The organism is Robbsia sp. KACC 23696 (genome assembly GCF_039852015.1).
Lineage (GTDB): Bacteria > Pseudomonadota > Gammaproteobacteria > Burkholderiales > Burkholderiaceae > Robbsia.
In genome coordinates, this window is record NZ_CP156626.1 from 993,334 (window position 1) to 1,012,044 (window position 18,711).

Annotated in this window: 14 protein-coding genes and 1 pseudogene; 14 read left to right on the top strand and 1 reads right to left on the bottom strand. The window is 64.1% G+C overall.

Annotation, left to right across the window (positions count from 1 at the left end; genetic code table 11):
- Positions 1-109: 109 nt before the first annotated feature.
- The gene (locus ABEG21_RS04090) at positions 110-853 is read right to left on the bottom strand and encodes an NTP transferase domain-containing protein (protein WP_347555997.1); all 744 of its coding nucleotides are present in this window, start codon (positions 851-853) and stop codon (positions 110-112) included.
- A 250-nt stretch (positions 854-1,103) separates the two neighbouring features.
- Between ABEG21_RS04090 and ABEG21_RS04095 the strand changes: the two genes are divergently transcribed.
- The 14 genes and pseudogenes from ABEG21_RS04095 to ABEG21_RS04160 all read left to right on the top strand — a co-directional run.
- Positions 1,104-5,234 (top strand): DUF3683 domain-containing protein, encoded by a 4,131-nt coding sequence (locus tag ABEG21_RS04095; RefSeq protein ID WP_347555998.1) that lies wholly within the window; start codon positions 1,104-1,106, stop codon positions 5,232-5,234.
- The gene (locus tag ABEG21_RS04100) at positions 5,231-5,689 is read left to right on the top strand and encodes an HIT family protein (RefSeq protein WP_347555999.1); all 459 of its coding nucleotides are present in this window, start codon (positions 5,231-5,233) and stop codon (positions 5,687-5,689) included. Before ABEG21_RS04095 ends, ABEG21_RS04100 begins: the two co-directional genes overlap by 4 nt.
- A gap of 74 nt (positions 5,690-5,763) precedes the next feature.
- Positions 5,764-6,177 carry a DUF971 domain-containing protein gene (locus ABEG21_RS04105; RefSeq protein ID WP_347556000.1) on the top strand — a complete coding sequence of 138 codons (414 nt, stop codon included), beginning with the start codon at positions 5,764-5,766 and terminating at the stop codon, positions 6,175-6,177.
- Positions 6,178-6,266: 89 nt separating this feature from the next.
- Positions 6,267-6,998 (top strand): bifunctional demethylmenaquinone methyltransferase/2-methoxy-6-polyprenyl-1,4-benzoquinol methylase UbiE, encoded by a 732-nt coding sequence (ubiE, locus tag ABEG21_RS04110; protein WP_347556001.1) that lies wholly within the window; start codon positions 6,267-6,269, stop codon positions 6,996-6,998.
- Positions 6,999-7,136: 138 nt separating this feature from the next.
- Entirely contained in the window at positions 7,137-8,237 is a 1,101-nt protein-coding gene (locus tag ABEG21_RS04115; protein ID WP_347556002.1) for a TIM44-like domain-containing protein, read from the top strand.
- A gap of 76 nt (positions 8,238-8,313) precedes the next feature.
- Positions 8,314-9,117, top strand: a complete 804-nt coding sequence (locus ABEG21_RS04120) for a sterol-binding protein (protein WP_347556003.1) — start codon at positions 8,314-8,316, stop codon at positions 9,115-9,117.
- A complete protein-coding gene (ubiB, locus tag ABEG21_RS04125; protein WP_347556614.1) occupies positions 9,117-10,700 on the top strand; it encodes a ubiquinone biosynthesis regulatory protein kinase UbiB in 1,584 nt (527 codons plus the stop codon). Before ABEG21_RS04120 ends, ubiB begins: the two co-directional genes overlap by 1 nt.
- Positions 10,701-10,803: 103 nt before the next feature.
- The gene (locus ABEG21_RS04130; protein WP_347556004.1) at positions 10,804-11,190 is read left to right on the top strand and encodes an FmdB family zinc ribbon protein; all 387 of its coding nucleotides are present in this window, start codon (positions 10,804-10,806) and stop codon (positions 11,188-11,190) included.
- Positions 11,191-11,251: 61 nt separating this feature from the next.
- Entirely contained in the window at positions 11,252-12,028 is a 777-nt protein-coding gene (locus ABEG21_RS04135; RefSeq protein WP_347556005.1) for a DUF502 domain-containing protein, read from the top strand.
- Positions 12,029-12,112: 84 nt separating this feature from the next.
- Complete coding sequence (gene aspS / locus ABEG21_RS04140) at positions 12,113-13,918, top strand: aspartate--tRNA ligase (RefSeq protein WP_347556006.1); 1,806 nt, start codon at positions 12,113-12,115, stop codon at positions 13,916-13,918.
- A gap of 15 nt (positions 13,919-13,933) precedes the next feature.
- Positions 13,934-14,419, top strand: coding sequence for a dihydroneopterin triphosphate diphosphatase (gene nudB / locus ABEG21_RS04145; protein ID WP_347556007.1), 486 nt, complete (start codon positions 13,934-13,936; stop codon positions 14,417-14,419).
- Positions 14,373-15,851 (top strand): phospholipase D-like domain-containing protein, encoded by a 1,479-nt coding sequence (locus ABEG21_RS04150; RefSeq protein ID WP_347556008.1) that lies wholly within the window; start codon positions 14,373-14,375, stop codon positions 15,849-15,851. Before nudB ends, ABEG21_RS04150 begins: the two co-directional genes overlap by 47 nt.
- A 175-nt stretch (positions 15,852-16,026) precedes the next feature.
- On the top strand, positions 16,027-16,623 hold the full coding sequence (locus tag ABEG21_RS04155) for a TetR/AcrR family transcriptional regulator (protein WP_347556009.1): 597 nt from the start codon (positions 16,027-16,029) through the stop codon (positions 16,621-16,623).
- Between the two features lie 115 nt (positions 16,624-16,738).
- Positions 16,739-18,520: pseudogene (locus ABEG21_RS04160) on the top strand (acyl-CoA dehydrogenase C-terminal domain-containing protein); the annotation flags it as partial.
- Between the last annotated feature and the right edge of the window lie 191 nt (positions 18,521-18,711).

An 18,711-nucleotide genomic window follows, 5' to 3' on the forward strand; every position in this document is an offset into this window, starting at 1 on the left:
TGGGGTCTAGTCTGAAAGAGCCGGAAAGTCGTCCGGCGACTGTCACGGTGGGATGACGGCACGCGGACCTTGGGGTTTTGCGGTGTTTCGACAGTACGCAGGATCCGATTTAGCGGAGATCGTCGGGAACATCGATGTCGCGCAACACGCCGGCATCCCCGGTTGCGACGGCGACGAAGCCGTCGGCGCCAAACCAGTCGCCAGCGCCGCGCTCGCCGTCCAGCGCCAGCAATGCGTCGAGGCGGCCCGCGCCGAAGCCGGCCGGGTGACCGCGCTTTCCGGCGTGGACCGGCGCGACCAGCGCGAGTGGATCGCTTGCCGACAGCAGCGCGGCGGCCACTTCCTGCGTGGTGGCCGGCGCGATCATCGGCATATCGGCCAATGCAACGACCCAGCCCTTCGGCACGACCGGGGCGGCGGCGGAAGGCGCGTCTGCCGCCTCTGTTGTTGACGGGGAGCCGGTAGACGCGGCCGGCTTGCCCGGCGCTGCGCGCAGACTGGCTTGCACCGCGTCGGCGAGGCTGGCCCCCATACCTAGATGGGCGCGTGGGCTGGCCACCACCTCGCAGCCGGCTTTGACGAGCCAGTCGCCCAGCGTGCGCTGCTGCGCGGCTCGCTCGGCCGACATCTCCGGACTGCCGTCGACGACGGCGATCACGCGCGGCAGCGCATTGCGCATGCGGCGCGCGGCGACAAAGGCGATCGGCAAGCCGGCCTCGGCGCCACTGGGCAGCGTGGTCAGCAGCTTGTTGTGGGCCCCGGACGGGTCGAAGCGACTGCCACGGCCGGCCGCGAGCAGGATGCCGATCGGCTGGGTGTGATCGACGGAGGAGGGCGTGTTAGCTGGTTTCATCGGCGTATTGTCACGGTTTTTCGCGATAGTGGCTATGTCGGCAGACCGATCCCGTCGCCATGCGGCGCCCCGGCCCGGGAGGCCCGGCGGAGGCGCGACGGATGGCGGGCCACGGCGTCGTTGCCCGCGCGCAACGAGTCGTTGCAGTACAATGCGCTACTTTCGAGGTAGTAGCGTCGCCGAATGCTGCGCCTCGCGGCGGCTTCCAGAGCCGGTCCGGCTTACCCGCCGGACACGACCCCAGTTGAAAATGAACGCTCCCCAGATATTCGATCAGAACGGCATGCCTGTTGCCGTTGGCAGTGGCGTTGACCCGCACGGCGAATTGCGCCTGCGCGAGATTCCCTACAACTACACCTCGTTCTCGGACCGCGAAATCGTGATCCGTTTGCTGGGCGACGACGCCTGGCAGGCGTTGTCGGTATTACGTGAAGAGCGCCGTACCGGCCGATCCGCGCGCATGCTGTACGAAGTGCTCGGCGATATCTGGGTCGTGCGCCGTAACCCGTATCTTCAGGACGATCTGCTCGACAACCCGCGTCGTCGGCAGATGCTGATCGACGCGCTGAGCCATCGCTTGGCGGAAATCGACAAGCGTCGTCGCGAGGATCTGCGCGAGCACAACGACGACATCGGCCGTGACCGTGCCGCGCGCGTCGAGCAGCTGATCGCGGCGGCACGCCGTGCCGTCGGCGAATTCGCCGACGAATTCGCCAAGACGGCCGAGCTGCGCAAACGCGCGGCGCGCCTGCTCGGCAAGCACACGCAGAAGGACAATATCAAGTTCGACGGCCTGTCGCGCGTGTCGCACGTCACCGACGCGACCGATTGGCGTGTCGAATATCCGTTCGTCGTGCTGACGCCGGATACCGAGCAAGAAATCGCGGCGCTGATTCGTAGCTGCTTCGAACTCGGCCTGACGGTGATCCCGCGCGGGGGTGGTACCGGCTATACCGGTGGCGCCTTGCCGCTGACGCCGTTTGCGGCCGTCATCAATACCGAGAAGCTGGAACAGCTGGGCGACGTTGAGACGACGATGCTGCCGGGTCTGAGCACGCCGGTCGCGACGATTTTCTCCGGCGCGGGCGTCGTCACCCGTCGGGTCACGGAAGCCGCCGAAAAGGCCGGTTTCGTGTTTGCCGTGGATCCCACGTCGCTGGACGCATCGTGCGTCGGCGGCAATGTGGCGATGAACGCAGGCGGCAAGAAGGCCGTGCTGTGGGGTACGGCACTGGACAACCTCGCCTGGTGGCGGATGATCGATCCGAACGGCGACTGGCTGGAAGTGACGCGCCTCGAGCACAACATGGGCAAGATCCATGACATCGAGGTGGCGAAATTCGAGCTGCATTGGTTCGACGGTCACTATGCGCCGGGCGAAAAGCTGCTGCGCAAGGAAACGCTCGACATCGCCGGCCGGCGCTTCCGCAAGGAAGGGCTGGGCAAGGACGTCACCGACAAATTCCTCGCGGGCTTGCCGGGCGTGCAGAAGGAAGGTTGTGACGGCTTGATCACCAGCGCGCGCTGGGTCCTGCACAAGATGCCGGCGCACACGCGCACGGTCTGTCTGGAGTTCTTCGGTCAGCCGCGCGATGCGATCCCGTCGATCGTCGAGATCAAGGACTATCTGTTCCAGACCTCGAAAGAGGGCGGTGCCATCCTGGCCGGCCTGGAGCATCTGGACGAGCGCTATCTGCGCGCGGTCGGCTATGCGACGAAGTCCAAGCGCAACGCCTTCCCGAAGATGGTGCTGATCGGCGATATCGTCGGTGACGATCCGGACAAGGTCGCGCAGGCGACGTCCGAGGTGGTCCGTATGGCCAACGGCAAGAGCGGCGAAGGTTTCGTCGCCGTCAATGCCGAGGCGCGCAAGCGCTTCTGGCTCGACCGTTCGCGCACGGCCGCGATCGCCAAGCATACGAATGCCTTCAAGATCAACGAAGACGTCGTCATCCCGCTGAATCGGATGGGCGAGTACACCGACGGTATCGAACGGATCAATATCGAGCTGTCGCTGAAGAACAAGCTGCAACTGGTCGAGGCGCTCGACGCATTCTTTGCGCGCGGCGACCTGCCGCTGGGCAAGAGCGACGACGCCAACGAGATCCCCAGCGCGGAGTTGCTGGAAGATCGCGTGACGCATGCGCTCGATCTGCTGACGCAGGTTCGCGCGCGCTGGACCTATATCCAGGCGCATCTCGATCAACCGCTGTCCGACGCCGCGCCGGCTTTGCGTGAACTGGGTCTGGCGCATCTGGAAAGCGCGTTCGCCGATCGGCTCGCCGCGCAGCCGGACGCGACCTTGTTCGATGTCGCGCAGGACCGCACCGTGCGGATCTCGTGGAAGCAGGAGATCCGTGCCGAATTGCGCAAGATCTTCAACGGCGGGGAATTCAAGCCCATCCTCGACGAGACGCAGGCGATTCACAAGCGCGTCCTTCGCGGGCGTGTTTTCGTCGCATTGCATATGCACGCCGGCGACGGCAATGTGCATACGAACCTCCCGGTGAACTCGGACAACTACGCGATGCTGCAGGATGCGCACGCGGCGGTGGCCCGCATCATGAAGCTGGCGCGTTCGCTGGACGGGGTGATTTCGGGCGAGCACGGTATCGGCGTGACGAAGCTCGAGTTCCTGACCGAGGACGAGATCGCCGAATTCCGCGATTACAAGCGTCGCGTGGATCCGGAAGGCCGATTCAACAAGGGCAAGCTGATGGACGGGGCGGATCTGCGCAACGCCTACACGCCCAGCTTCGGCCTGATGGGATATGAATCGCTGATCATGCAGCAGTCCGACATCGGCGCGATTGCCGACAGCGTCAAGGACTGCCTGCGCTGCGGCAAGTGCAAGCCGGTGTGTGCCACGCACGTGCCGCGCGCGAACCTGCTGTACAGCCCGCGCAACAAGATTCTCGCGACGTCGCTGCTGGTGGAAGCGTTCCTGTACGAGGAGCAGACGCGTCGCGGCGTATCGATCAAGCATTGGGACGAGTTCAACGATGTCGCCGATCACTGCACCGTCTGTCACAAGTGCGTGACGCCCTGCCCGGTCAAGATCGACTTCGGCGACGTGACGATGAATATGCGCAATCTGTTGCGCAAGATGGGCAAGAAGAAGTTCAACCCGGGCTCCAGCGCGGCGATGTTCTTTTTGAACGCGACGAATCCGAACACGATCAATGCGACGCGCCAGGTCATGATGAACTGGGGTTACAAGGCGCAGCGTGCCGGTAACGACCTGTTCAAGCGCCTGGCACGCAAGCAGGCGGCCCATCCGCCGGCCACCGTCGGCAAGCCGCCGGTGTCAGAGCAGGTCATCCACTTCGTGAACCGGAAGATGCCGGGCAACCTGCCGAAGAAGACGGCGCGTGCCTTGCTCGATATCGAGGACAACAAGATCGTCCCGATCATTCGTGACCCGAAGGGCACGACGGCGGATACGGAGGCGGTCTTCTATTTCCCGGGTTGCGGCTCGGAGCGGCTGTTCTCGCAGGTCGGACTGGCGACGCAGGCGATGCTCTGGCACGCCGGCGTGCAGACGGTATTGCCCCCGGGCTATCTGTGCTGCGGCTATCCGCAACGTGGCTCGGGGCAGTTCGACAAGGCCGAGAAGATGATGACGGACAACCGTGTGTTGTTCCATCGCGTCGCGAACACGTTGAACTACCTCGACATCAAGACGGTGGTGGTGTCCTGCGGTACCTGCTACGACCAGCTGGCCACCTACGAATTCGACAAGATCTTCCCCGGCTGCCGGATTATCGACATCCACGAATTCCTGCTGGAAAAGGGCATCAAGCTGGACGGGGTGAAGGGCACGCGATACATGTATCACGACCCGTGCCATACGCCGATCAAGACGATGGATCCGGTCAAACTCGTCAATCAGCTGATGGGCAGCGAACACGACGGCTACAAGATCGAGAAGAACGATCGCTGCTGCGGTGAGTCCGGCACGCTGGCCGTGACGCGTCCGGATGTATCGACGCAAGTCCGGTTCCGCAAGGCGGAGGAAATGCGCAAGGGTGAGGCGCGCGTGCGGCAGATCTCCGTGCCGGTGGTGGCCGCGCCGGTCACGCCCGCCGCTACGACTGTCACGCCGGTCACGCCGGTCACGCCGGCCGTCGGCACCGACCTGGCGGTGGTGACGCCGATCGCGCCGGTGCTGGCCGACGCGCCCGCGACGTTCGACGGCGACGTCAAGATCCTGACGAGCTGCCCGTCCTGCCTGCAAGGCCTGACGCGTTACGACGGCGACGTCGACGTCAGCGCCGACTACATCGTCGTTGAAATGGCGCGCGCCGTCCTGGGCGAAAACTGGATGGTAGAGTACGTCAACAAGGCGAACGCGGGCGGCATCGAGCGGGTGCTCGTATGAGTTCCCACGCCGATTGCCCGCTGTGCACGACCGATGGCGGCGAGGTGGTCTGGCGTGATGCGGTCATGCGTGTCGTGCTGGTGGACGACGCAGACTATCCGGGCTTTTGCCGGGTGATCTGGCAGGATCACGTCGCGGAGCTTAGCGACCTCGACGCCACGTCGCGCGCGCAGTTGTTCGATGCGATCGTCGTCGTCGAGCGCGTGCTGCGCGCGCGGCTGCGGTGCGACAAGGTCAACGTGGCCAGCCTCGGCAATATGGTGGCGCACCAGCATTGGCACGTCATACCGCGTTTTCGGGACGATGCCCATTTCCCGCAGTCGGTGTGGTCGGCGCGTCAGCGCGACGTCGCCCCGACGCTGCTGGCGGCACGCCAGGCGCTGACGGTCGGTCTGGCCGAGGCCTTGCGCGGCGCGCTGGCGCAGTCGTTCGCGCCGCTGGCGTCCCGTCCCTGAGCGCCGGGAACGTGCGCGTGCGGCACGGAAGTCATTGCACGCGACGCCGCACTAACGGAATCGGAGCCTAAAAGATGGCGGGACTCGAAAAAGACACACCTATTCCCACTGGCCTTGTGCTGCACAAAGCCTCCGCGGTGCTGGAAGTGCAATACCCCGATGCGCAGTATCGCCTGCCGTTCGAGCTGCTGCGGGTGTACTCTCCGTCGGCGGAGGTGCGCGGTCATGGCGTGGGGCAGGAGGTGTTGCAAACGGGCAAGCGTGCGGTGCGGGTCACGCGGATCGACGCGGTCGGGCATTACGCGATCCGGCTCGGATTCTCCGACGGCCATGACACCGGCATTTACTCGTGGGATTATTTGTACATGCTGGCGACACGGCAGGACGCACTGTGGCAGGATTACCTGTTGCGCCTGGATGCCGCTGGAGCGAGCCGGGACGCGGCAACGGACACGGGCATGGCCGCGCCGTCGGCTGGCACGGCATAGAGGATGCACGCCGACGTTTCCCATGAAAGGGGCGTCGGGCGGGCAGAAAGACGGTTATAAAGAGACAAGAGGACGCGAGGCATGACGCGATGAGCAAGACCCATTTCGGATTCAGCACGGTCGACGAGAACGAGAAGGCGCAGAAGGTCGCAGGCGTCTTCCACTCGGTCGCGCAAAAATACGACGTGATGAACGACCTGATGTCCGGCGGGTTGCATCGTGTCTGGAAAGCTTTCACGATCGGCCGCGCGAACGTGCGTCCGGGCCAGAAGGTGCTCGACATCGCGGGCGGCACGGGCGACCTCGCCGCCGCGTTCGCCAAGGCGGCGGGTCCACACGGCGAAGTCTGGTTGACCGATATCAACGGCTCGATGCTCCGCGTCGGCCGCGACCGTCTGCTGGATCGCGGGATCGTCACCCCGGCCTTGCTCTGCGATGCCGAGAAGCTGCCTTTTCCGGATAACTACTTCGACGTGGTGACCGTCGCCTTCGGCCTGCGCAATATGACGCACAAGGACGCGGCGCTGGCGGAAATGCGTCGGGTGATCAAGCCGGGCGGCAAGGTCATGGTGTTGGAGTTTTCGAAGGTCTGGGGCCCGCTGACGAAGGCATACGATGTGTATTCCTTCAAGCTGCTGCCCTGGCTCGGCGAACGCATCGCGGGCGACGCCGAAAGCTATCGTTACCTCGCCGAGTCGATCCGGATGCACCCGGATCAGGAATCGCTGAGGGACCTGATGGCCGGTGCGGGGCTGGAATCGGTGCAGTATTTCAACCTGACGGGCGGCATTGTCGCGCTCCACCAGGGCACCAAATTCTGATTTACTTCGTTACCTTTCAGTTGTATGCTTATTGAAAGGTTGCGCGAGATAGTAGCGCAACAACGCCTTGTCTTCTGCGCCGGATACGTCGTGCGCGATGTCGGGTGGCCAATCCAGCATGCCAATTGCGAGGAACGTATGTCTAAAGCAGGAATCGATACGGTGCGATCAGTCGCCCGTTCATTGATCGCATCACTGAGCGGATCGCTGCGGCGCGTCAAGCTGCCCGCGATCAAAGTGGGCGCGCTGACCGTTGTGGCCGTCTTGGCTTTCGCGGCGATGAGCGAACACGCCGACGCGCGCCGTATGGGAAGCAGCCGGAGCATGGGTCGCCAATCGCCGATGGTGTCGCAGCAGGCGCCATCGCGTGCCGCGCCGCAGGCGCCGACGGCAGCCGCCAAGCCGGCGACGCCACCCCCGGCAGCCGCACAGCCGGCGCGTAACCGTTGGATGGGCCCGCTTGCCGGTCTCGCCGCTGGTCTGGGCATTGCCGCGCTGTTGTCGCACTTCGGCCTGGGCGGCGCCTTCGCCGGTGCGATGGCCAATATGATCGTCATCGCGCTGATCGCTTTCGTCGCAATCTGGCTGATTCGGAAATTCATGTCGCGTCGTCAACCGACGTCCCAGACGCCGGCTTATGCGGCAGCGGGCAGTGGTCAGTCTGGCGGCATGGGCGGTATCGGATCGAATGGCTCGTCGAGCCGTTTCGATGGGGCTGCCTCGACGCAGAGCGCGCCGTCCGGCCAAGCGTCCGGCTGGAGCGATGCCCCGGGTTCGGCGGCGGGTCTTGCCGGCGGTGCCTTCGGTACGGCATCGACGCCGGGTCAGGCGTCTGCCGGTGCGATGCCGCAAGGGCAGTGGGGCGTGCCGGGCGATTTCGACCAGACGACCTTCCTGCACAATGCAAAAGTCTATTTCGTCCGGATGCAAACGGCCTGGGATTCGTCTGATCTCGACGATCTGCGCGACTTCACGACGCCGGAAATGTTCGCCGAGCTGCGCCTCGATCTCCAATCACGTGGCGAGACCGAGAATCGCACCGATGTGGTCCGCGTAGATGCCGAGTTGATGGGCATCGAGGACACGGCCACCGAGTTCCTCGCCAGCGTCCGTTTCACCGGACTGATCCGGGAAACGAAGGGCGCCGCGGCGGAAGAATTCGCCGAGGTCTGGAATCTGGTCAAGCGGAAGAACGAGCAAGCAGGGTGGTTGTTAGCCGGGATTCAACAACTGCATTGATCGAACTGCCCTACAATAGGAGCCCGCTTCGCGAATTCCGCGGGGCGGGCTTTTTCCTTTTGTGCTCTTTGTGCTGATGCGCGTCGCTACTCTTCCCGTTCCGTCTTTCCAAGCGGCGGTCAATCACTTGTTGCGCCGCGAGTCCTGGGCCCGCGCCCAGCTCGTTCCGTACGCCGGCCGGCGTGCGCGTTTGCACGTGTCGCCGTTGACCTTCGACGTGCTTGTCGCGGAAGACGGCTTGTTGGCCGTTCCCTCGACGCTGCGTGACGCGGCACCGGCCGCGCAGGCCTGGCGTGATGCCGTTGCGCGTGCCGATCGCCCGCACTCGCCTGCCAGCGCCGCCGTCCCTGGCGCGGGTCTGCAGGCGGCTGTCGATGGCCCAGGCAGTCGTGCAGGCGCGGCCGCTGACGATCGCGCCGATGTCGAAATCACCGTGCTCCCGGACGCGATTCCCGCCTTGCTACGTTATGGCCCCTCGGTGCTGATGAAGCATGTGCGCATCGAGGGCGATGCCGAGTTCGCGCAGGCGCTCGGCCGGTTGGCCGAGCATCTGCGCTGGGAGCCGGAGGAGGACCTGGCGCAGTGGCTCGGTGACGCGCCCGCCTATCGCGTCGTACGTGGTGTGCGACACGTTGGCGCGCAGCTGCGTCAACTGGCCGAAAGTGCCGCCGGCCAATTGGCCGAATACCTGCTGGACGAGCGCCCGCAACTGGTGCGCACGCGTGTCAACGATGCGTTCGGCGCCGAGGTCGACGCCACCGCGCATCGCATCGCATCGCTGGAAGCGCGCATTGCGCGCCTGGAGCAACAACGCTCGGCGGGCAACAACCGGACGCCCGCCTTGCCGTCCCCCCTCACACAAACCGGAGCGCCGCGATGATGCGTACCTTCCGGTTATGGAAGATCATTTTCACTCTGATCCGTTTTGGCCTGGACGAGGTCGTGTTGTCAGGCTTCCCGCAACGCCGTATCCGGCTGCTGGTCCGTCTGATGACGATCGGCCGCCGGCTCCATGCCCCGCGCGGTGAACGTCTGCGGCTCGCGCTGGAAAGCCTGGGCCCGATTTTCGTCAAGTTCGGTCAGATGTTGTCGACGCGACGCGATCTCCTGCCCGCCGACATCGCCAATGAATTGGCGAAATTGCAGGATCAGGTGCCGCCTTTCGATTCCGACGTCGCCGTCGCCTTGATCGAACGTGCGCTCGGGCGTCGTATCGAAGACATGTATGACGAATTCGAACGCGTGCCGGTCGCCAGCGCCTCCATTGCGCAGGTGCACTTCGCCAAGTTGAAAGCCGGCGAGCATGCCGGCAAGCCCGTCGCCATCAAGGTGCTGCGCCCGGGCATGCTGCCGGTGCTCGAAAGCGATCTGGCGCTGATGGGCGATGTGGCACGGATGGCGGAGCGGTTCTGGGCCGATGGTCGACGGCTGCGTCCGCGCGAGGTCGTGGCGGAATTCAACAAATACCTGCACGACGAGCTGGACCTGATGCGGGAAGCGGCGAACGGCAGCCAGTTGCGGCGGAATTTCGCCTCGACGGACCTGCTGATGGTGCCGGAGATGTATTGGGATTACTGCTCGGCGACGGTGTTGACGATGGAACGGATGGTCGGGGTGCCGATCAGTCAGATCGAACGTCTGCGCGCCGCCAATGTCGATATCCCCCGCCTCGCGCGCGAGGGTGTCGAGATTTTCTTCACGCAGGTGTTCCGCGACGGCTTCTTCCACGCCGACATGCATCCGGGGAATATTCAGGTCAGCCTGGATCCGGATTCGTTCGGCCGCTATATCGCATTGGACTTCGGCATCATCGGTACGCTGTCGGATTTCGATAAGAATTATCTCGCGCAGAACCTGCTGGCCTTCTTCAAGCGCGACTACCATCGCGTCGCGATGCTGCACGTCGAGTCGGGCTGGGTGCCGGCGAAGACGCGTGTCGAGGAGTTGGAAGGGGCAATCCGCGCGGTGTGCGAGCCGTATTTCGATAAGGCGCTCAAGGACATCTCGCTGGGACAGGTGCTGATGCGCTTGTTCCAGACGTCGCGCCGCTTCCAGGTCGAGATCCAGCCGCAATTGGTGCTCCTCCAGAAGACCTTGTTGAATGTAGAAGGGCTGGGGCGCGATCTCGATCCGGAGCTGGATCTCTGGCAGACGGCCAAGCCGTATCTCGAAAAGTGGATGATCAATCAGATCGGCTGGCGTGGCTGGTACGATCGCCTGAAGGTGGAAGCGCCGCAGTGGAGCAAGACGTTGCCGCAGGTGCCGCGGCTGGTCCACGCGATGCTCAGCGAGCATGGCCGGCTCCGGCAAGGCGGTCAGGCCGACGAGCTGATGCTGACGTTGATCCGGGAGCAGCAGCGTACCAATCGCCTGCTGCGCGGCGTGATCGTGTTCGGCGTGGCGGTGGGCGTGGGCATTGCGCTGACCAAGATCTGGCTGGCCAGCACCTTCGGGATCCTCTGAGCTGTCGGCTGCCGACGACGGTTTTGCCCGTTGAGGCAGGCCGTTTGCAGCTATAATTCAACGCTTTGCGAGTTGCTACACGTTTTCAATAGGGTATTGGGTCATGCCGATCTACGCGTACCGCTGTGAATCCTGCGGTTTCCAGAAAGATGTCCTGCGCAAGATGTCGGACCCGCCGCTGACGGATTGTCCGAGCTGCGGCAAGTCGACCTTCCAGAAACAAGTCACTGCCGCCGGCTTTCAATTGAAAGGTTCGGGTTGGTATGTGACGGATTTCCGCGACAACGGCAATAAGGGCGCCAGCAGCACGACGACACCGTCGAGCGGCTCGGATGGCGCCGGCACGCCGTCGGGCGGTAACGCCGAGAGCGGCGGCAGCGGCTCCTCGGGCGGCGAGGCCAAGCCGGCGGCCCCGGCAGCGGCGCCGGCTGCGGCATCGACGCCGGCACCCCCCGCGGCACCGGCTGGCGGCGGATCGAACGCATCCTGAGCACCAGCGCGTCCTGCGGTCCCATGCGGCGACGAAGGGGAACGCGCCGACGGAAAAATCGATGACGACGAAGAAAACGCTGAAAACCTACTTTTTGACCGGCTTGCTGGTCCTGGTGCCGCTGGCGATCACGCTGTGGGTGCTGGGCCTGGTGATCGGCACGATGGACCAGACGTTGCTGCTGCTACCCGAATCGTGGCAGCCCGACACCTGGCTCGGCGTGCACGTGCCGGGCATCGGAGCGGTACTGACGCTGGCGTTCATCTTCGTCGTGGGTCTGCTGACGCAGAATTTCATCGGCCAGACGCTGGTCAAATGGTGGGATTGGCTGCTTCGGCATATTCCGATCGTCGGGCCGCTATACACGAGCATCAAGCAGGTTTCGGATACCTTGTTGTCGAGCAGCGGCAATGCCTTTCGCAAAGCGCTGCTGATCGAGTATCCCCGCAAGGGGTCCTACACGATCGCCTTCCTGACCGGCGTGCCGGGCGGGGATGTGGCCGAGCAGCTCAATGGCGATCACGTGAGCGTGTATGTGCCCACTACGCCGAATCCGACGTCGGGCTTCTTCCTCATCGTGCCGCGCGCGGAAGTGGTCGAACTGGATATGTCGGTGGACGCGGCATTGAAATACATCGTGTCGATGGGTGTGGTGTCGCCGGTATCGCCGCCGCGGCGTGTGCCGGAGCCGACACTGGAGGCACTGGCCGCGGCAGCTGCCACCAAGCAGGCGGCAACCGCGACTGCCCCATCGCGCAACCCGTCAGGCGGGCCGGGCGGTGACAGCATCACCGCGCAAGACGCGGCGGGAACGAATCACGCGACGCGTGGCGACTGAGCGGCTTCGGCCGCACGGTCGCGCGATGCACACAGCGTGCATCGGACGCGTCGCCATTACTGAATGAATCACAGAGTCAACGAGATGACCACTTCGATGAGAACCGAATATTGCGGCCGGGTGGCCGAGCATCTGCTGGGGCAAACGGTGTCCCTGTGCGGCTGGGTCAGCCGCCGCCGGGACCACGGCGGCGTGATCTTCATCGATCTGCGTGACCGTGAAGGTCTGGTCCAGGTCGTGTGCGATCCGGATCGTGCGGAGATGTTCAAGGTCGCCGAAGGCGTCCGCAATGAATTCTGCGTTCAGGTGAAGGGTCTCGTGCGTTCGCGTCCGGACGGCACCGAAAATGCCGGCCTGACCAGCGGCAAGATCGAAGTCCTGTGCCACGAACTGACGGTGCTGAACGCATCGGTGACGCCGCCGTTCCAGCTGGACGACGACAACCTGTCGGAAACCACGCGCCTGACGCATCGGGTCCTCGACCTGCGTCGTCCGCAGATGCAGCACAATCTGCGTCTGCGCTATCGCGTCGCGATGGAAGTGCGTAACCACTTGGACCGCCTCGGTTTCATCGACATCGAAACGCCGATGCTCACCAAGAGCACGCCGGAAGGCGCGCGCGACTATCTGGTGCCGTCGCGTACCAATCCCGGCCAGTTCTTCGCCTTGCCGCAGTCGCCGCAATTGTTCAAGCAATTGCTGATGGTGTCGGGTTACGACCGCTACTACCAGATCACCAAGTGCTTCCGCGACGAAGATCTGCGCGCCGACCGTCAGCCGGAATTCACGCAGATCGACTGCGAAACCTCGTTCCTGTCGGAACAGGAAATCCGCGATCTGTTCGAAGTGATGATCCGCAACGTGTTCAAGAACACGATTGACGTCTCGCTCGCCGAAACCTTCCCGGTGATGGCGTACTCGGAAGCCATGCAGCGTTTCGGATCGGACAAGCCCGATCTGCGCGTCAAGCTCGAGTTCACGGAACTGACCGACGCGATGACGGATGTCAGCTTCAACGTGTTCAGCAACCCGGCCAACTCGAAGGACGGCCGCGTGGCCGCGCTGCGCGTCCCGGGCGGTGCTGCCTTGTCGCGTGGCGATATCGATGCCTATGGCGAATTCGTCAAGATTTACGGCGCGAAGGGCCTGGCCTGGATCAAGGTCAACGATCTGGCCGCCGGCCGTGACGGCCTGCAAAGCCCGATCGTCAAGAACCTGCACGATGCCGCCGTCGCCGCGATCCTGGAGCGCAGTGGCGCGCAGAACGGCGACATCCTGTTCTTCGGCGCGGACCGTGCCAAGGTCGTCAACGACGCGCTGGGCGCGCTGCGTCTGAAGATCGGGCACTCGGAGTTCGGCAAGAAGACGGGCCTGTTCGAAGCCGGCTGGCGTCCGCTGTGGGTCGTCGACTTCCCGATGTTCGAGTACGACGACGACAACGGCCGTTGGACCGCCTGCCACCACCCGTTCACGAGCCCGAAGGACGAGCATCTGGACTACCTGGAAACGGACCCGGGTCGTTGCCTGGCGAAGGCCTACGACATGGTGCTCAATGGCTGGGAAATCGGCGGCGGATCGGTTCGGATCTATCGCGAGGACGTGCAGAGCAAGGTGTTCCGCGCGCTGAAGATCGATGCGGAAGAAGCGCAGGTGAAGTTCGGCTTCCTGCTGGACGCGCTGCAGTACGGCGCGCCGCCGCACGGCGGTATCGCCTTCGGCCTCGACCGGATCATCACGATGATGGCTGGTGCGGACTCGATCCGCGACGTCATCGCCTTCCCGAAGACGCAACGTGCGCAGGATCTGCTGACCCAGGCGCCGAGCGAAGTCGACGAGAAGCAACTGCGCGAGCTGCATATCCGTTTGCGCCAAGAGCAGAAGCCGGCCTGAGTCCGGCGTCGCGCGATGGTGCAGACCGGACGTCCGCCGAAGATTCCCGAGTCGGTACTGGTGGTGATTCATACGCCGCTACCGGATATCGAAGTGCTCGTAATCGAACGCACCGACTTTCCCGGCTTCTGGCAATCGGTCACCGGCTCCAAGGACCACCTCGACGAAGCGATCTCCGAGACCGCGATGCGCGAGCTGGCCGAGGAGACTGGCATCGTCGTCGGCAGCGCGCGCGTGCCGCGTCGTGCGTTGCATGACTGGCAGCACGCCATCACCTATGAAATCTATCCCGTCTGGCGGCATCGCTATGCCCCGGGCGTGACGACGAACACCGAACATTGGTTCAGTGTCGAAGTGCCGCGCGATATCCCCATCGTCCTCTCGCCACGAGAGCACACTGCCCACGCCTGGCTGTCCCTGCACGACGCAGCGGCCCGGTGCACCTCCCCCTCCAATGCCGCAGCCATCCTCGCGCTCCCCGATCGACTCGCCGGGCGCTGAGCGGCGCACCCCGCCCCGCGCCGAGGCCGATGCAGCGTCGGTGCAAGGCATGCCGGCACCGCTGTCGGCGCTCCCCCTGCAGCAGCATCGAGACGGGCCGTCGCGGGACGACGAACACGGTCCGGAGCGCAACGCGCGTCGCTTGCGCGGCGCCTGGCGTACTTGGCGTGCGACGCGGCTGAAATTCCTCGATTGTCCCGGCGCGACCTTGATGTCGGGGGGGACGATGCTGTTCCCGGCGATGGTCGAGGCTATCGACGCCGCGCACGATACGATTCGGCTGGAAACCTATATTTTCTGTCATGACGAGGCCGGGCAAGCGATCTCGGCCGCATTGGTGCGCGCCGCGCAACGCGGTGTGGCAGTGCAGGTGATCACCGACGGCGTCGGCACCGCCGCCTTGCCATTGATTGCCGAATGGCCCGCGCAGGGAATCGTGCATCGGATTTTCAATCCGCACTGGTTCGGCGCGCTGGGGCTGGCGCGCGACCACCGCAAGCTCTGCGTCGTGGATCAACGCGTGGCGTTTGTCGGCGGCATCAATATCGTCGACGATTGGATGAACGAGGGGCGCAAGCTCGACGCGCCGCGCTGGGATTTCGCCGTCGCGTTGCGCGGGCCCGTGGTTCGCGACGTGACGCTGGCCTTCGATATCCAGTGGAATCGCGTCGATCCGGCGCGGCAGCAAGGGGGGCTCTGGCAGCGTCTGCGGGCGGCACGGGTGTCGCAACGCGATCGACGGCAATTGCGGCGTGTGCTGAAACGCGAACGCGCGCTGGTATCGGCGTCCGCGCAGGTGTCGTCGCCACCCGCCGGCGCGCGTGACGACGACAAGCGACGGGATGCCCCGCTTCGGAAGTCTCAAGTCGCCTTCGTCGCGCGCGATAATCTGCTGAACCGCCGAGCCATCGAGCGTGCCTATCTGCAGGCGATCCGGCAGGCACGACATCGTGTGCTGCTGGCGACGCCGTATTTCACGCCCGGTCGCCGTTTGCGACGGGCGTTGATCCAGGCGGCGCAGCGTGGGCTGGATGTCCGGCTGCTGATCGGTCGCAAGGAATTCGCGCTGTTGGATTGGGCGGTGCCCTCGCTGTACGGCGCTTTTCTGAAGGCAGGCGTGCGTATTGCGGAATACGATCAGGCGATGCTGCATGGCAAGGTCGCCGTCGTCGACGACGCATGGGCGACCGTCGGCTCGTCGAATCTGGATGCCTTGAGCCTGTTTTTGAATCACGAGGCCAATGTCGTGCTGCTGCATGACCCGCTCGCCGTGAGACTGCGCGAGGCGATCGAAAAAGCGTTCGATGCGTCGCGCCGGATCGACCCGGCGCGCTATGCGGCGCGTGGCTGGATGACACGGGCGCTGAACGGCGCCGCGTATCTGGTTTATCGTTTCATGATGCGATTACTGACCGCGGGCCGTTTCGACTGAGTGGCGAACGGCGACCACAGGCCGCTGGACGACGCGGTGCGCCGGGCAGGTGCCCGGGCAGATCCGACCTTTGGTCTGCATTAGAAAGTCGTTTCTAATAAATTACTTGTTTTGCGGAACGGCCGATGTCAATAATAGCACGGCCGTTCGATTTTTCGAATCGGAAGAGAAGAGCATGCGCAAAGGTGAGCAGACGCGGTCGAAAATTCTGGACGCCGCGCTCCAGATGGCCAGCCGGGAGGGACTGGAGGGTTTGACCATCGGTTCGCTGGCCGAGCGGATGAGTATGAGCAAGAGCGGCGTATTCGCCCACTTCGGCTCGCGTGAGGACTTGCAGGTGGCGGTGGTGCAGGAATACCACCGGCGCTTCGAGCAGGATGTGTTTTTTCCCAGCCTGGAGGCCGTGCGCGGCCTGCCACGGCTGCGGGCGATGGTTTTCGCCTGGGTCGACAAGCGGATCAAGGAAGAGATCTCGACCGGTTGTATTTTGATCAGCGGACCGATCGAATATGACGACCGCGCCGCCGACAGTCCGGTGCGCCAGCAGCTCGAGCACAGCGTGATCAGTTGGCGCCAGGCACTGGAGACGGCAATCCTGCAATCGCAGGAAGAAGGGCATCTGCGAAAGGATGTCGATCCGCAGATGATGTTGTTCGAGTTGTATAGCTTGACGCTGGGCGTGCATCACGACGCCCGGTTCCTGCGGCTTCCGAATGCGATTCCGTTTGCACGGGCCGCGCTCGAGAAGCTGATCGTTTCGTATCAGGCATAGCGCGCTGGCGGTCTCCTGACCCGCGCTGTCGGCATCCCGCCGCTTGCAAGCAAGCGGAGGAACGCCGGCGGTGCGGAAGACGAGGGGTCTCGGCGGCGCGTCGGAGGAGACACTCATGGCAGAGTATCGCGCGCCGTTGCGGGATATCCGGTTTGTATTGCATGAATTGCTGGCCACGGAGCCGGCACGGCAGGCCTTGCCGACTGACGCGCAGATCGACGCGGACACGGTCAATCAGGTACTCGAAGAAGCGGCGAAGTTCAGCGAGAACGTCCTGTTCCCGTTGAACGCAAGCGGCGATCACGAGGGCTGTCACTTCGACAATGGGGCGGTGACGACCCCGGCCGGGTTCAAGGCGGCCTATAAGCAGTATGTCGAAGGCGGCTGGCCCGCGTTGTCGTGCGACGAAGCCTATGGCGGCCAAGGGCTGCCGATCAGCATCAATAACACCCTCTATGAACTGCTGAATGGCGCGAATCAGGCCTGGACGATGTATCCGGGCCTGTCCCACGGCGCCTATGCGGCCTTGCATGCGCACGGCACGCCCGAGCAGAAACAACAGTATTTGCCGAAGCTGACCTCCGGTGAATGGACCGGCACGATGTGTCTGACCGAGCCGCATTGCGGCACCGATCTCGGGATGTTGCGCAGCAAGGCGCTCCCCGCGCCGGACGGCGACGGCTATCTGATCAGCGGCGAGAAGATCTTCATTTCCAGCGGCGAACACGATCTGGCCGACAATATCCTGCATCTGGTGTTGGCGCGGTTGCCGGACGCCCCTGCCGGGACGAAAGGCATTTCGCTGTTTCTCGTGCCGAAGTTCCTGTCCGATGCGAACGGAAATATCGGCGCGCGCAATCCGGTGAGCTGCACCGGTATCGAACACAAGATGGGCATCCACGGCAATTCGACATGCCAGATCCATCTGGACGGTGCGCGTGGCTGGGTCGTCGGTGAACCGAACCGCGGCCTGCAGGCGATGTTCGTGATGATGAACGCCGCACGGCTTGGCGTCGGCATGCAGGGTCTGGGCCTGACCGAAGCGGCGTATCAGCAGTCGCTGGCCTATGCGAAGGAGCGGCTGCAGATGCGCTCGCTGACGGGCATCAAGGCACCGGACAAACCAGCCGACCCGATCATCGAACATCCGGATGTGCGACGCCTGCTGCTGACCCAGCGCGCTTACGCGGAAGGCGCGCGCGCGTTCACGAGCTGGTTGGCGCTGCAGATCGACGTGACGCACACGCATCCGGACGAGGCGGTGCGCAAGACCGCCGAAGACCATGTGGCATTGTTGACCCCGATCGCCAAAGCCTTCCTGACCGACAACGCCTTCGAATGCACGAACCATGCGGTGCAGGTGTTCGGCGGTCATGGCTATATCCGCGAGACGGGCATCGAGCAGTATGTGCGTGATGCGCGGATCAATATGATCTACGAAGGCACGAACGCGGTACAGGCGCTCGATCTGCTGGGACGCAAGATTCTCGGCGACATGGGCCGGAAGATGACGCAGTTCGGTCAACTGATCATCGCGTTCGTCGAATCCGAACAGGCATCGCAGGAGATGGCGGAGTTTGTCGGTCCGCTTGCCTTGCTGGGCATGGAAGTCAAGAAGCTGACCGGTGAAGTCGGCATGAAGGCCATGACGAATGCCGATGAAGTCGGCGCCGCCGCCGTGCCGTATCTGCGGGTGGTCGGTCATCTGGTCTTCGCCTACTTTTGGGCGCGGATGGCGCGGGTCGCGTTCGATGCACTGCAGGGTGACCCGAAGGCGCTCGCCGACGAGGGCGGTGCGGCCTTCTATCAAACCAAGCTCGCGACGGCACGTTTCTATTTTGCGAAGCTGCTGCCGGAAGCGCTGACGCAGGCCGCTTTGGTGCGGACCGGCGCCGATCCGATCATGAAAGAAGGCACCGCGGCGTTCGGTGCGGACGGTTCGGTAAAGCAGGCCTTCGATCGCGTCAGCGCCTTGTTTGCGGCGCCGGCGGGAAAGACCGATACGGCAAAGACCGATACGTCGGCGACCAATGCGCCGGCAGGTGCATCGTCGAACGCGGCGGCGGCTTCCGCCGCGGCGGCCGCATC

Excerpts from the sequence above, each read along its gene's own strand:
- ABEG21_RS04130 (WP_347556004.1), top strand. The coding sequence starts at position 10,804 with ATGCCGATCTACGCGTACCGCTGTGAATCCTGCGGTTTCCAGAAAGAT.
- ABEG21_RS04090 (WP_347555997.1), bottom strand. The coding sequence starts at position 853 with ATGAAACCAGCTAACACGCCCTCCTCCGTCGATCACACCCAGCCGATC.
- ABEG21_RS04155 (WP_347556009.1), top strand. The coding sequence starts at position 16,027 with ATGCGCAAAGGTGAGCAGACGCGGTCGAAAATTCTGGACGCCGCGCTC.
- ABEG21_RS04120 (WP_347556003.1), top strand. The coding sequence starts at position 8,314 with ATGCGCGTCGCTACTCTTCCCGTTCCGTCTTTCCAAGCGGCGGTCAAT.
- ABEG21_RS04100 (WP_347555999.1), top strand. The coding sequence starts at position 5,231 with ATGAGTTCCCACGCCGATTGCCCGCTGTGCACGACCGATGGCGGCGAG.
- ABEG21_RS04105 (WP_347556000.1), top strand. The coding sequence starts at position 5,764 with ATGGCGGGACTCGAAAAAGACACACCTATTCCCACTGGCCTTGTGCTG.
- ABEG21_RS04135 (WP_347556005.1), top strand. The coding sequence starts at position 11,252 with ATGACGACGAAGAAAACGCTGAAAACCTACTTTTTGACCGGCTTGCTG.
- ABEG21_RS04115 (WP_347556002.1), top strand. The coding sequence starts at position 7,137 with ATGTCTAAAGCAGGAATCGATACGGTGCGATCAGTCGCCCGTTCATTG.
- ABEG21_RS04150 (WP_347556008.1), top strand. The coding sequence starts at position 14,373 with ATGCCGCAGCCATCCTCGCGCTCCCCGATCGACTCGCCGGGCGCTGAG.
- nudB (WP_347556007.1), top strand. The coding sequence starts at position 13,934 with ATGGTGCAGACCGGACGTCCGCCGAAGATTCCCGAGTCGGTACTGGTG.
- aspS (WP_347556006.1), top strand. The coding sequence starts at position 12,113 with ATGACCACTTCGATGAGAACCGAATATTGCGGCCGGGTGGCCGAGCAT.
- ubiE (WP_347556001.1), top strand. The coding sequence starts at position 6,267 with ATGAGCAAGACCCATTTCGGATTCAGCACGGTCGACGAGAACGAGAAG.
- ABEG21_RS04095 (WP_347555998.1), top strand. The coding sequence starts at position 1,104 with ATGAACGCTCCCCAGATATTCGATCAGAACGGCATGCCTGTTGCCGTT.
- ubiB (WP_347556614.1), top strand. The coding sequence starts at position 9,117 with ATGCGTACCTTCCGGTTATGGAAGATCATTTTCACTCTGATCCGTTTT.